14 protein-coding genes and 1 tRNA gene are annotated in these 12,727 nt (G+C 41.5%); 3 read left to right on the forward strand and 12 right to left on the reverse strand.

Annotation, left to right across the window (positions count from 1 at the left end; translation table 11 throughout):
• Positions 1-50: 50 nt before the first annotated feature.
• The 4 genes from IQ259_RS04935 to IQ259_RS04950 form a co-directional block, all read right to left on the reverse strand.
• On the reverse strand, positions 51-524 hold the full coding sequence (locus tag IQ259_RS04935) for a CRR6 family NdhI maturation factor (RefSeq protein ID WP_193881731.1): 474 nt from the start codon (positions 522-524) through the stop codon (positions 51-53).
• Between the two features lie 239 nt (positions 525-763).
• On the reverse strand, positions 764-1,348 hold the full coding sequence (gene rdgB / locus IQ259_RS04940; protein ID WP_193881744.1) for an RdgB/HAM1 family non-canonical purine NTP pyrophosphatase: 585 nt from the start codon (positions 1,346-1,348) through the stop codon (positions 764-766).
• A 194-nt stretch (positions 1,349-1,542) separates the two neighbouring features.
• The gene (locus IQ259_RS27690; protein ID WP_193881756.1) at positions 1,543-3,117 is read right to left on the reverse strand and encodes a calcium-binding protein; all 1,575 of its coding nucleotides are present in this window, start codon (positions 3,115-3,117) and stop codon (positions 1,543-1,545) included.
• Between the two features lie 281 nt (positions 3,118-3,398).
• The gene (locus tag IQ259_RS04950; protein WP_193881759.1) at positions 3,399-4,835 is read right to left on the reverse strand and encodes a phosphoglucomutase/phosphomannomutase family protein; all 1,437 of its coding nucleotides are present in this window, start codon (positions 4,833-4,835) and stop codon (positions 3,399-3,401) included.
• Positions 4,836-5,001: 166 nt separating this feature from the next.
• Between IQ259_RS04950 and IQ259_RS04955 the strand changes: the two genes are divergently transcribed.
• Both IQ259_RS04955 and IQ259_RS04960 read left to right on the forward strand, forming a co-directional pair.
• Positions 5,002-5,247: an AbrB/MazE/SpoVT family DNA-binding domain-containing protein gene (locus IQ259_RS04955; RefSeq protein WP_193881977.1), complete on the forward strand. Its 246-nt coding sequence runs from the start codon at positions 5,002-5,004 to the stop codon at positions 5,245-5,247.
• A complete protein-coding gene (locus IQ259_RS04960; RefSeq protein WP_193881763.1) occupies positions 5,234-5,623 on the forward strand; it encodes a type II toxin-antitoxin system VapC family toxin in 390 nt (129 codons plus the stop codon). Before IQ259_RS04955 ends, IQ259_RS04960 begins: the two co-directional genes overlap by 14 nt.
• 66 nt (positions 5,624-5,689) lie before the next feature.
• On the opposite strand, the gene IQ259_RS04965 is transcribed toward IQ259_RS04960, so the two are convergent.
• The 3 genes from IQ259_RS04965 to IQ259_RS04975 all read right to left on the reverse strand — a co-directional run bounded on the left by IQ259_RS04965 (position 5,690) and on the right by IQ259_RS04975 (position 9,001).
• Positions 5,690-5,908, reverse strand: a complete 219-nt coding sequence (locus IQ259_RS04965; RefSeq protein ID WP_228014363.1) for a PIN domain-containing protein — start codon at positions 5,906-5,908, stop codon at positions 5,690-5,692.
• A 4-nt stretch (positions 5,909-5,912) separates the two neighbouring features.
• Positions 5,913-6,149, reverse strand: a complete 237-nt coding sequence (locus tag IQ259_RS04970; RefSeq protein WP_193881771.1) for a hypothetical protein — start codon at positions 6,147-6,149, stop codon at positions 5,913-5,915.
• Between the two features lie 314 nt (positions 6,150-6,463).
• Positions 6,464-9,001: a tetratricopeptide repeat protein gene (locus IQ259_RS04975; RefSeq protein ID WP_193881774.1), complete on the reverse strand. Its 2,538-nt coding sequence runs from the start codon at positions 8,999-9,001 to the stop codon at positions 6,464-6,466.
• 170 nt (positions 9,002-9,171) lie between these two features.
• Here IQ259_RS04975 and IQ259_RS27505 point away from each other — a divergent pair, with 170 nt between their 5' ends.
• The gene (locus IQ259_RS27505; protein ID WP_255525238.1) at positions 9,172-9,297 is read left to right on the forward strand and encodes a hypothetical protein; all 126 of its coding nucleotides are present in this window, start codon (positions 9,172-9,174) and stop codon (positions 9,295-9,297) included.
• A 99-nt stretch (positions 9,298-9,396) separates the two neighbouring features.
• Here IQ259_RS27505 and IQ259_RS04980 read toward each other — a convergent pair.
• The 5 genes from IQ259_RS04980 to IQ259_RS05000 all read right to left on the reverse strand — a co-directional run bounded on the left by IQ259_RS04980 (position 9,397) and on the right by IQ259_RS05000 (position 12,667).
• Positions 9,397-9,480 (reverse strand) — tRNA-Leu (locus IQ259_RS04980).
• A gap of 236 nt (positions 9,481-9,716) precedes the next feature.
• Positions 9,717-10,817: an alpha-hydroxy acid oxidase gene (locus IQ259_RS04985; protein WP_193881777.1), complete on the reverse strand. Its 1,101-nt coding sequence runs from the start codon at positions 10,815-10,817 to the stop codon at positions 9,717-9,719.
• 65 nt (positions 10,818-10,882) lie between these two features.
• Entirely contained in the window at positions 10,883-11,584 is a 702-nt protein-coding gene (locus IQ259_RS04990) for a DJ-1/PfpI family protein (RefSeq protein ID WP_193881780.1), read from the reverse strand.
• 87 nt (positions 11,585-11,671) lie between these two features.
• Positions 11,672-12,094: an AraC family transcriptional regulator gene (locus IQ259_RS04995; RefSeq protein ID WP_228014364.1), complete on the reverse strand. Its 423-nt coding sequence runs from the start codon at positions 12,092-12,094 to the stop codon at positions 11,672-11,674.
• A 312-nt stretch (positions 12,095-12,406) separates the two neighbouring features.
• Entirely contained in the window at positions 12,407-12,667 is a 261-nt protein-coding gene (locus IQ259_RS05000; RefSeq protein ID WP_228014365.1) for a hypothetical protein, read from the reverse strand.
• Between the last annotated feature and the right edge of the window lie 60 nt (positions 12,668-12,727).

Genomic DNA, 12,727 nt, shown 5'->3' on the forward strand with positions numbered 1-12,727 from the left:
TTGTCATCATATTTACAGGCGAAAGGGAGAATTCGCCTGTAAAGTCTCTTTTAAAACATCTCAAACAACCCTTCATCTAATTCATAACCCAGCATTTGCGCCATAGATTTGAGCCGCGATGTACTGGGGATTTCTTGTTGTTTTAACCAATCAGTCAAAACAAATATTTTGTGCATCAAAAAAATTTCTAAGGCTTCGGGATTATATTGAATACCTTCTTTTGCACTGAATTGGTGTGGTACAAGCATGGCGGTGTAACGAGCTAATTCCCCGGCTTTCCAATCTAGTAAAAAAGGTAGCCAGGGATATTTACTATCTAAGCGGATAAACCACAGGCGCAACTCTGGAACTTCCGAAAGTTCGCGGGGATCGCCGGGTTCTATCGGGTAATTGATCTCAAAGCTTAACTGTTGTTCGTGGGATGCGATCGCTCCCGCTTTCAGCAGTGGTTCAATTACTGTTAAAACGGGTGACAGATCCAATGTGTTAATGGAATTAGTATTGAGTGCGATCGTGATAGTCATAGTAATTTGTAATTCGTAATTGCTACGTCACGCCGTGTGCAACTTTTTCTCAAACCTAACCCCCAACCCCTTCCCTTGTAGGGAAGGGGAGCAAGAATTAAAGCCTCTAACACCACTTGCTACAACGCGGGAAACCCGCGCAACGCAGTGGCTCCTCCTGGTAGAAGAGAGGTTTGGAGAGGGGTTTTAAAAATAAATCGCACATCGCGTTACGTCTTTAAAAATAAGAAGTATGAAATTTACTCAGCACTCAGTATTGTACTCAGTTGCGGAAGTAAAGCTGCAAAGGCTTTACCTCGATGACTAACTGATTTCTTTACCTCTGGTAACATTTCAGCAAAGGTTAACTGCTTTTCTGAGACATAAAACACAGGATCATAGCCGAAACCACCATCACCACGAGGTGCATGAAGAATTTCGCCGCGACAAACACCTTCACATTGCAGAACTATTTCACCATCAGGACGCGCGATCGCTACTACACAAACAAATTGTGCTTGTCTGTTAATTTCGTTACCTAATTCTTGTAACAATCTAGAAATACGGTCTGAGTCGGTTTTGCCATAACGCGCCGAATATACTCCTGGCGAACCATTCAAAGCATCTACCTGTAAGCCAGAATCATCTGCGATCGCCCATTTTCCTGTAGCTTTGGCGACTTCGGATGCTTTCAAACAAGCGTTAGCAGCAAATGTATCACCTGTTTCTTCAATTTCTAATTCTTCTGGTTTGAGAATCACTTCCCAACCAGAATTCATCAGGTAAGCTTGCATTTCTCGCAACTTACCGGGATTGCTTGTGGCTACTACGAGTAATTTAGTCATTGGTCAATGGTCAATAGTCTATAGGACTCATATTTGATTTTGAAAAAAATTCACTACACTTCTACCTCGCTTGTTTCCTATTTCCCCCCTGAGAAAGGGGGGATTAAGGAGGGTAATTCAACTTGTCTGTAATAATGTTCTGCTACCAACGCCAGGATTTTTCAAACATGATGAAACCCCACCTAAAAAAATTCTTAACCGAGTGGTATTGCTGGTTGAGGGCCACCTGTTATTTGTGTGATTAATAAAGAGAAATCACTATTATCTAACAGAGGTTTATTGCTCAAAACAGCAAATTGTCCACCAATTCCTAATCCTGCAACTGCACCATCAGAGTTGTAGAAAAGGCTGCCAGTAGTTGTATTGTAAACTATGAAGGCACTGCTACTGCCTGCAAGACTGCTTTCAGTAGAACTATCGGCAGTAATCGTGGCAAATTCATTGGCAGCTATGCCATTAGTCAGGGTTAATGCGTTAAATAAACGATGGGATAATTGGATTTTATCGCTACCTTTGGTAAAGTCAGTTATGGTGTCTATGCCTAAATTACTAAAGCTACTCACACCACTAAAACTGAAGATATCCGCATCTTGCCCACCTGTTAAGATATCGTTACCTTGACCACCTGTGAGTAGATCGAGTCCAGTTTCACCCAAAAGAGTATCATTACCTAAACCCCCGTTCAGGGTATCATTACCTGAATTTCCGCTCAAGGTATCGTTGCCTGCACCGCCATTCAGGGTATCATTGCCTCCAAGACCTCTTAAAGAATCGTTTAAGCTTGTGCCAGTGATATTAAACTGTTCAATATTCAAATAGTCAAGAAATATTGCACCGTTTGAAAGGAAGCGAAAAACGCTAGTATTAGCAGGAATATCAATACCGAGTCCGTTAGTCAGATTGGGATGAACAGCATTGGTGAAGTCTGCAATGAGGGTGTCATTTCCCACTCCTCCATTTACTTCTCTTCTGGAAGAAATATTTCCCGTATAAGTCAGGTTAATAGTGTCATTGCCTGCTCCCGTACTAATAGCACCTGAAGAATTTGCAGCATTACCAATGATAGTATCGTTACCACTTCCTGTGATAATTGAGTCTAATTCTTCAAAATTGCTGACTTGTGCTGTGGTGTTTCCTAGTAGTTGAGAACCTGATAGATTGAGATTTAATGTCAAATCAGTGGTGGCGCTACTGAGGTTGATGTTGAGGCGATCTATTCCTGCTCCTCCATCAAGAATATCATTGCCACCGCCACCTGTAATGATATCGTTCCCTGCACCTCCAATTAGGGTATCACTACTTCCTAAACCGCTTAAAACATCATCGAAGTTTGTGCCGGTAACTTGAAATCTTTCGATGCTGGAGAATCTGAGCAGTATGGCATTACTTGAGCGGGTGTTAATGTGATTTAGACCAGCAAAAGTAATCTGAATGCCTAATCCACTAGAATCACTGAAATTGCTGTAATCTGCAATCAGAGTATCATTGCCAACTCCTCCATTCACACTTCCCAAAAGATTGATAATTACATCATCCCCTTCATCACCTCGAATGGTATTGGTTCCTCCGCCTCCATTTATGGTATCGTTCCCTCCTAAACCCTCAATCTCTTCATCAAAAATTGTCCCTTCAATCCAGTCATTTCCCTGTGTACCTCGAATAATTCCGCTTCCCTGCTCAATTATCCCTTCTTCAGAGGAAATTAATCCCGACTCTTCTTCCCAAAACAACAAGCTTCCTTGGTCTTCTTGTTCATGATTAAATGGCATACTAAGCTATCCTCAATAGACTTGTCTATTTTTTAGATACAAGAACTAAAGATTTATTTCCGTAAAATACTTAAGTTATGGATGATATAGTAATCACAGTTTGATTTAAAAAACCACGAGATAATACAGTGGGCTATATCTGTCTAACGAGTTTTTCAGAAATCAAATACTAGTCCTATGTGGTGTTTTTCTGATAAATTATGAACTTTTGACTACGAAATTTGGAACGCCAGTTGCTACAAGTCTGGCGATTGATCGCACTGGCTTTTGTTGACTAAATTTTACTCTGCCCATTGTCTCGCCCACTCAAGAGTTTGATGTACTTGTTCAATGGTTGCGGCTTCGCAGTAGAGGCGCAGCACAGGTTCAGTACCACTAAAGCGAATCATTAACCAGCTATTGTCAGCGAGACGGAATTTATAACCGTCAATTGTTTGACAGTCTATGACTGCTAACCCGGCAATTTCGGTTAAGGGTTGAGTTTGCAGTTGTTGCAAAAGACGCGATCGCACTTCCATACTAGCTAAGGGTAAATCAATGCGATCGTATGCAGAACTAAAACCTGCTTGTTGTTGCAAGTAGGAATAATACTCACCCAAATCTCGCCCAGATTCCACAATCGCCTCTAGCACATACAATGCTGAAAGTAGCGCGTCTCGTTCGGGAATATGGCTACCATAACCAATCCCACCGGATTCTTCACCACCCAACAACACCTGTGCTACTAACATTCTGTCGGCGATATATTTGTAACCGACTGGTGTTTCAAACAGTGACAGGTTATGCAGTGCTGCTATGCGAGGAATCAAATCAGAACCACTGACAGTTTTGATAATTTCACCCGTAAAGCCACGTCGCAAGGTTAAGTGGTCAATTAATATCGGGATTAGTATTTGGGAACTTAAAAAGTTAGCTTCTTGATCGACGGCGGCGATGCGATCGCAATCTCCATCAAATACTAAACCAACAGTTAAACCTGATTTATCGGTTTCTCGATGATTCTTAATAACTGCAAATAATTTATCAAGGTATTTGGGTAATGGTTCCGGCGCACCACCACCAAATAGTGGATCGCGGTTGCTGTTGATTTCCTTTACCTGATCACCTAATAATCTTGCCAGTCCGCCAGCCGCTGCGCCGTGCATAACATCGGCAAATAAAGTCAGCTTACCAGAGGCGATCGCTTCTCGAATTTTGACAATATCAACTTTGCCTTCTAATCCTGTGGTGTAACTAGGCCAAGGGTCAAACTTCTCCAACTTACCAGGTGTTGCTACTGGTTGTACTTCTTGCGGTAAAAGCGCTTCGATTTTTTTTGTAACTTCTGGCGATACCGAACCACCAAAATATCCCTTGACTTTTAACCCTAAATATGTGCCAGGATTATGGCTGGCTGTAATTACCAATGCGCCCAAAGCATTTAGTTGTTTAGCCGCCCAGCTAAAAGCGGGAGTTGGGGCGAAAGTTTCACTGAGCAAAACGTCAAATCCGACAGCGGTGACAGCATCAGCCGCAGCACGAGCAAAATCTTCCGCCATAAATCGGCGATCGTAACCAACAATAATAGTCCGGCTACCCACTGTAGAATAATAGGTATCATATAAGACTTTAGCGGCAACTGGCGCTACCAGGGCTAGGCGTTCAAAGGTGAATTCTTCACCAATCACGCCTCGCCAGCCATCTGTACCAAATTTGATTGAGTTAGCTACAACTGGCATCGGGGTATCCTAACTTTCCATCTGAGGATTTTAGCATTTGTACAGTGGATTGAGTAAAAAAAGAGTCTATTAATCAGTGATGATTGCTGATAATTTAGTATCGGAGTGCGATCGCTGATTTTCGTTATCATATAAAAATCAAGAGTGTATGTAAGGAATTTGCATGATGTCTAGTTCCAAAATTACCTCCAAAGGACAAGTCACTATTCCTCAAGAAATTAGGGATTATCTTAATCTTGATATAGGTAGCAAAGTTGATTTTATTATTGATGAAAATGGCACAGTGAAATTGATTCCCCTTAATGTTTCGGTGCAAAGTTTATCCGGGATTTTACAGCGCCCAAGGATGAAAAGTGCAACTTTAGAAGAAATGGAAACAGCAATTCAAGAAGGTGCAAGTGATTGCAGTTGATACAAATATTTTAGTGCGCTATTTGACCAAAGATGATGAACAGCAGTGGCGACAAGCTGCTGAAATTATCGAAGGAGGAGAGCAATGTTTTGTAGCTAACATAGTTCTTTGTGAATTGGTTTGGGTTTTACGAGGAAAGCCTTATCAATTTAGTAGAGAAGAAATTAGTAACACTATTGCTTTGATGCTGCAATGTTCAACTTTTGAGATGGAAAATCGCTCTGTAACTTATCGAGCATTACAACAGTTAAAGCAGGGAAAAGCAGATTTTTCTGATTATTTAATTGGTGCAGTTGCTCAAAATTTTGGTTGTATTTCTACAGCAACTTTTGACAAAAAGTTGAAAAACGAAAACGGATTTAATTTATTTGAATAATCCTAATTTTGTAACAGGCGATGTCTGATATCAAGCCGTAAGCCTCTACTCACATCATGCTAGATTTTAAGTTGAGCGAATGGTTATTAACTTGGATGCTCGAACTTGAAGATTACCAGAGTTAATCAGAGCTTGAACAGTTTGGCTAGATGGATCTGATTTAGCTTTGATTTCATCCGCAACAGATTGAGGAATGTAGAAATCATCAGAAGATTCAAAAAACTGATTCAAATAGTTCAACTTTGACAAGAAAATCAGAGGCGATGAATTAATAATAATCTGCATTCATTCACCAGCTTTTTTCTAAAGCAACATCTTCTTCACAGAGATACGAAAACTCAATACCCATCAGGTCTAGAATTTTAAGTAATTCTGCTGGTTCTAGCTGCATGACTTCCGCAGCTTTTTTCAGGCTAATTACTTTAGCAAGTAAAGCACCGAGTAAAAAAAGAAAGTTTTCTTTTTGTTCGATATTCTGAAATAATTGAATTTCGGAGGCGATCGCTTGAGTCAGTTCTTTATTCATCGGTAAGTTTTCATTAATTCATTGTTGGTCTGCTCATTCTACAATTAAACTGTAGCTTAGACGCTTGCAGCTTATCGTCAGACATTGCCTTCACAACAACATCATTCCACCTCAGAACATGAAACTTCGAGTAAAAAGGTAGAGCGATCGCCCCCATAACACCATCATTCCACCTCAGAACAAGAACATTCTCGTTTAGAACAGGAACGTTCTTGTTCAGAACACGGAACTTTGAGTTGTGAACACGAAACTTTGAGTTCAGAACACGGAACTTGGAGATAAAAGCTTGATTGATGATGTTGTGAACTTGAATTTTACTGTTGTGAGTTGAGGCGATGCCGCAAATATGCTAAATTTTCACGCACAGTCATAGTATGAGGATAATTCGCTCCTAACTGTCGCTCCAAAATATCTAAAGCTTGAGAGGACAGAAATTCGGCTTCGCTGTATTTTCCTTGGGAGTGGTAGAGTAGTGCGAGGTTGTGGAGGCTTTTTGCAAAATTGGGGTGTCTTTTTCCTAGAAAGCGCTCATCTAGTTCTAAAGCGCGCAGAAATAAAGGTTCGGCTTCACTGTATCTACCCTGGGATTCGTATAGTACAGCTAGATTAGTAAGGCTATCAGCAAGGAGAGGATGCTCTTTTCCTAATAGTTTTTCTTTGAGTTCCAATGCTTGTTTGTACAGAGTTTCTGCTTCGTTGTATTTACCTTGGGATCTGTAGAGTAATGCTAGGTTGTTGAGGGTTTTTGCAAAATTAGGATGTTCTTCTCCTAAAAAGCATTGATCTAGTTCTAAAACTTTCAGAAACAGAGGTTCTGCTTCTTCATATCGTCCTTGAAAGCGATAGAGTAATGCCAGGTTGTTCAGTACATTAGCAAGATCAGGATGTTGTTCTCCTGGTATTTTACGTAAGATTGCCAAAGCTTCTTGATATAGCGGTTCTGCTTTATTGTAAATTGTTTGTTCTCTGTAGAGTTCTGCTAAACCTTTGAGGCTATTGGCAACGGAGGGATGTTCTTCTCCCAAGAGTTTGCGCTGCAATGCCAAAGCTTGGATAAACAAGAATTCGGCTTTGCTGTATCTGCCTTGGGAACTGTATAGTCGTGCTAGGTTATTCAGGCTTTGTGCAAAATCGGGATGTTCTTTTCCCAAGAGTTTTTTACTAGCTCTTAGACACTGCTGATACCAAGGTTTAGCCTGATCATATAATCCTTGATGATAGTAAAATTGAGCGATGCCACAAAATAAGGAAAGTAAATCATCATTGCTAACATACGCAAGGAGATGGTTAGCTACTTCTGCTAAATGAGGTATGGCAGGGGATATGTCCTTAATTTGCTGAAGTGTGGGAATGTTGGGAATATATTGAGCAACTGCTACCACTACGCTGCAAACAGAACGCTTAAATTCCTCTTTCTGCTCTAAACCTGTCAGCTTATCTTTGAAAAACTCCCGCAATAGTGGATGTAGTTGATAAATTCCCTCACCTTTGAACTGAAGTAAATTTAACTGTAACAACTCACGTCTAGCTTTTTTCCAATCTTGAGCCTCATCATTTATTGTTATACCCTCCACCAACTCCCAAGGAATCGGAGCTTGAGCAAATAAACTCAGAAGACAGCCTAAAAGTTTGGCTTCTTCTTGCAACCGTTCCCAACTCAATTCAAAAGCAGCAGCAACACCTAATTGAGCAGTCATTTCTGCTTGAGCTTCATCTAAAGCCGGATTCTTTAAACGCTCCTTTTCCAAGTCTTTCAGAATTTCTGCTAGGGATAACTCCTCGTCACCCCATAAATAACGCCCGACTAATTCTAAACCTAACGGCAAATATCCCAACTGCTTACAAAGTCTTCTAGCAATTAACGGTTCACGTAGCAGTCGTTCCCTACCAATTATCGATTCTAATAACTGCATCGCCGACAGTGGTGTCAGCATATCTAAATCTAATCGCACTATTGGCGGCTGTAATTTTTCCCGTGTGGTAATTAACTGCTTAAACCGAGCCGGAACAGACTCTAAATAACACCTGACTTCTTCTCTATAGTTAGTGACGTTATCAATTACTAGTAAAACCTCACCCTCATGCCATCTTGTCAGACAGAATTGCACTCTTCCCACTAAATCTAAATCATCTGGGATGTTCAATTGCAGTTTATTAACGGCGAACTGCACCAGTTGTAACCCGACATCCTGTAATGCAGACAACCAGCAGATTCCGCCTTGATAAGTGACGCGGTGCGAATTGGCATATTGCAAAGCTAGTTCTGTTTTCCCAATTCCACCCATCCCCGCAATAGCAGCAATAGCTACCTGTTGATTTTCCCGCAACAAACGATGGAGGTTTTGCAATTCCGTTTCTCGTCCAACAAACTCCACCACGCCACTAAAGGGAATATTCTCGTAGCGGGTAGGCGTAGGTTGAGCTTTTCTACCTTCCGCACGTTGCACACCAAGCTTTACTTCTCGTCGGCTTTGCCATTCTGCATCAAATTTCTGCAAATTCCCGTCTTTGTCGCCTTTGTTATGCCAAAGTTTCAGCCGAAAATACCATTCGTCCGAACCTCGCTTTTGTACGCGCAAATCTTCAAGAATACCTAAAAAATCTTTCAGTGCATTTAGTGAGTCTCGGACTTGTTCTTTGTTTAAATCGCTAAGTTCCGCCAAGACTCTTAGCTGTGTCCTCACTATTACTTGCTGCGAGGTTTCCCAATTGTGGGCAATTTTATAAAGTTCACCATCTTCTAACTCATCATTAGCATAAGCCAAAAACCTTTCTAAAAGTTTCCTTACCCGCGCTTCGACTTCATCACCATAGCTAATATGCTTCTTTTTTTTGTCCTTAGCAGCATCCATCTGTGACTCTTGCCCAAATTTGCGACAAAGTTTCGGGATTCCCTAAACTTAATCTAGCATCCCCAAACTCAAATCTCCGCATATTCACGCATCACAGCTAACAGACTACCGCTTTTGCTTCCTCGTACTACCCCAAATTTACCGTTACATCAGCGTTCAAGGTAAAGCGAATGAAAGCTAAGAAGCTGATGGCGGTTGTGTTCTTCCTTATTCCCCTAATTGCTGACTGGTTCATCCCCGGTTCAGGACTGGTAATTGAGCTAACATTCCTCATTTGGGAATTGTTGCAACCATAATAAAATGATTTGAAGCGATCGCTCGTGTAAACTGTTAATTGAAAGCCTATCTACGCAAGCCTCAGCATTTTTTGCTTGGAGGTAACTTCAATTTAAAAGTGGGCAGGAGGAGAATCGAACTCCTATGACCGCAAGGTCGCCACATTTTGAGTGTGGTGCGTCTACCAGTTTCGCCACCCGCCCTTGGGTGCAACTTTCCTACTATAACCTATTTAGTGAATTTACGGCAAGTGATTTTGGTGGTTTGATAGCTAAATTTTTTCATGGTTTCTGAGCCAGAAGCTGATAAGCTAGTCGTCATTTAAATTGCACAATTTTCATAATAGTAAAAGCTGCAAACCCTCTCCCTTGCTCCCTGCTCCCTGCCCCCTTGCGGTCTTAATGTGCTTTCTTATATGCTTAACAGCTTACTGAGGCTTTTAGTGTTTGACAGTAATTAAACTAGGGTCAATATCTTGTATTTGTGTACAGCCACTGAGAGCCATTGCCACACTTAACTCATCTTCTAAAAGCGAGATGATATGAGATACACCAGATTGTCCTGCTACCGCCAATCCCCATAATACAGGTCGACCAATGAAGACTGCTTTTGCACCAATGGCCAAGGCTTTGAGGATGTCTGTCCCTCGGCGGATACCTCCATCTAACAGAACTTCTGCTTGATTATCTACGGCTGCAACTATCTCGGCTAGTGCATCTAAAGAGGCGATCGCCCCATCTAGTTGTCTGCCACCATGATTGGAAACTACAATTGCTTTGGCTCCATACTCAACCGCCCGTACAGCATCATCACTCCGCAAAATGCCTTTGACTACCAAAGGTAGTGGAGATAATGACTGCAACCATTCCAAGTCGCGCCAAGTAACTTCTGGGTTTAATTGCTGGGCAAAATAGACAAATAATCCCGATTCTCCTGGTTCTTTGGGAATATTCAAGCCTGAGATAGTTGCAATATTCGCCAAATGTAAGCCCGGTGGTAAAGTAAATTCGTTACGCAAATCTCGCTCTCGTCGTCCCAAAATAGGCGCATCTACCGTCAGACAAAGAGCTTGATAACCAGCGGCGTAAGCTCTTTCTACTAGAGTTTGAGTCAACCCCCGGTCTTTGTGGATGTAAAGCTGGAACCATTGTAAGGCATTATGTTTGTAACCTACCGCAGCGACTTCTTCGAGGCTTTTTGTTGCCATTGTACTCAACACCATACCCACGCCTGCGGTTGCGGCTGCTAAGGCTGTAGCCATTTCTCCTTCTGGATGGGCTAGACACTGGAAAGCCATCGGTGCAATTAATAACGGTAGTTGCAGAGGCTGTCCTAAAATAGAGGTATTTAATTTGCGATCGCTCACATCTACAAGCATCCGGGGGCGCAATTTAATCCGCTCAAAAGCAGCACGGTTATCTCGCAAGGTGATTTCATCCCAAGCACCGCTACAGTAATAATCAAAAGCCATCTGTGATAAATACTGTTTGGCTAACTGCTCGTACTCCCAGAGATTAATTGGCTGAGATACATCTGTCATAGTGTGGAATGAAACCGCTGCTCTAATTAAAGTTGTTGACTATTTTATTGCTAAATGAGTAACTCTTACGGCTGGATTCCTAAGCGAATTGCTACTTGCTTAGATTCTGCCAAGGTTGCTGCTAAAATTTCTGCCCCTGCAAGTTTGACAAATTTTGTTACTTTACCTGCTGTTTCAGGAGAGCCAGCATTAAATGGTGGTTCGGGATTATACTCTAAAATCAATTGGATGAATTTTGCTGTGTTTTCATCACAGAGTTTCGCTACAACTACGAGTCCGAAGTCAATACCTGCGGTAACACCACCGCCTGTAATTCGATTTCCATCAATGACAACACGTTCATGACTAACGGCGATTCCCATATCAGCAAGACAATCTCGAAACATCCAGTGACAGCTGGCTTCGTAGCCCGTAAGTAACCCCGCCGCTGCTAGAATTAACGATCCTGTACAGACTGAGGTAATGTATTGGGCATTTTTTGCCTGCTGGTTGAGAAACGTCAGTACTTCCACATCACGCATAATTTCAATTGTCCCCATTCCCCCACCGGGAACACAGATCACATCTAGCTGTGGACAATCAGCAAACGTAGTTGTGGGATGAAGAATTAAACCGCCTGCATCTTTGACAGGTGCTAAATTTTTCCAAATCAAATGCACACAAGCAGCAGGCAACATAGAGAACACCTGATAAGGGCCAGTCACATCTAATTGAGTAAAGTCTGGGTAGATCAATAACCCGATGTTGTATGGAGTTGAGTTAGTCATAGTTACTTTGTTGCTACTAGGTTTACTGTAGGCATACATCAAAGTCACTATCTTGTAAATTATTGAGATTTTTTCGGTAGCTTCTTGCTATTGCGATCGCATAGCTTTTGGAGTCAGCCCAACTATACGTTTAAAATGTTTAGTCAAATGGCTTTGATCTGTAAAACCACACTCTAAGGCAACTTCAGCAATGCTTAATTTTCGGTTTTTCAACAGAATTTTGGCTCTTTCTATTCGCTGTTGAATCAAATATTGATGAGGAGTTGTGCCAATTGATTGTTTGAATAGGCGGCAAAAATAGTAATGACTAACTCCTAAAAGTTCGGCAATATCTGTTAACTTGATATCTTGGTCAAGATGTGAATTGATATAGTCAACGGCTAGTTGTAGCTTGTTTTTGGCCAGACCATCGCCGTAAGTTCTAATTACTAGCTTACGTGTGGCATAAGCTTGGAGTAGACGAACTAACAGCATTGTTGCGGCTGATTCACCAAACAGGGCACTAGGCAAACATTCGGTTTCAATCGCTGCTTTTAGTGCTGCGGCTGTGTGCTGTATAACAGGGTCAGTAATAGAAAATTGCGGAATTAGTTCAACAGCATTTCCTTTGGCTGATTCATAAACTAAGTAGAAAGGTGCAAATAAACCGAACTATGTAACGGAAAGTAAAGTAGCTTGAAAACCTCTTCCGTTCTGCCTTCTGCCTTCTGCCTCCTGCCTTGTCATAACGACAATTTTTAACACCGATCTACTTACTTTTTCCATGAACTGAGGACAAAGGGTAACTATCAAGAATTCTCCCTCTCTGTCCCAGCGTAGCCACTAGCTAACGTTAGCAGGTGTTAATTGAATTACACCATTGTCTACTAGCTGAGTTCTTGATTTACCATCTTTTCGGACTTTTAATTGGAATTGATTGTAAGCGATCGCTAGGACATGATGAGTCAAATAGTGTTCAGTTGTGGAGTGAGCAGGATGGCGATAGTAAAATAACCCAACATTTGACCATCCGGTGTGTTGGCTTGAGAGGATGGGAGGAGTTGGCAAAATTTGCAGTGACTCTTCCTGCTTGATAAAATTCACTACAAGCCTTTTGCTATCGTTCATCTAGTAAATTATGCGATCGCATTTATTTTGTAAATT

This window comes from Fortiea sp. LEGE XX443, assembly GCF_015206815.1.
Taxonomy (GTDB): Bacteria; Cyanobacteriota; Cyanobacteriia; order Cyanobacteriales; family Nostocaceae; genus Nostoc_B.

Excerpts from the sequence above, each read along its gene's own strand:
- IQ259_RS27690 (WP_193881756.1), bottom strand. The coding sequence starts at position 3,117 with ATGCCATTTAATCATGAACAAGAAGACCAAGGAAGCTTGTTGTTTTGG.
- IQ259_RS04985 (WP_193881777.1), bottom strand. The coding sequence starts at position 10,817 with ATGACAGATGTATCTCAGCCAATTAATCTCTGGGAGTACGAGCAGTTA.
- IQ259_RS04950 (WP_193881759.1), bottom strand. The coding sequence starts at position 4,835 with ATGCCAGTTGTAGCTAACTCAATCAAATTTGGTACAGATGGCTGGCGA.
- rdgB (WP_193881744.1), bottom strand. The coding sequence starts at position 1,348 with ATGACTAAATTACTCGTAGTAGCCACAAGCAATCCCGGTAAGTTGCGA.
- IQ259_RS04935 (WP_193881731.1), bottom strand. The coding sequence starts at position 524 with ATGACTATCACGATCGCACTCAATACTAATTCCATTAACACATTGGAT.
- IQ259_RS27505 (WP_255525238.1), top strand. The coding sequence starts at position 9,172 with ATGAAAGCTAAGAAGCTGATGGCGGTTGTGTTCTTCCTTATTCCCCTA.
- IQ259_RS04970 (WP_193881771.1), bottom strand. The coding sequence starts at position 6,149 with ATGAATAAAGAACTGACTCAAGCGATCGCCTCCGAAATTCAATTATTT.
- IQ259_RS04990 (WP_193881780.1), bottom strand. The coding sequence starts at position 11,584 with ATGACTAACTCAACTCCATACAACATCGGGTTATTGATCTACCCAGAC.
- IQ259_RS04955 (WP_193881977.1), top strand. The coding sequence starts at position 5,002 with ATGTCTAGTTCCAAAATTACCTCCAAAGGACAAGTCACTATTCCTCAA.
- IQ259_RS04975 (WP_193881774.1), bottom strand. The coding sequence starts at position 9,001 with ATGGATGCTGCTAAGGACAAAAAAAAGAAGCATATTAGCTATGGTGAT.
- IQ259_RS04965 (WP_228014363.1), bottom strand. The coding sequence starts at position 5,908 with ATGCAGATTATTATTAATTCATCGCCTCTGATTTTCTTGTCAAAGTTG.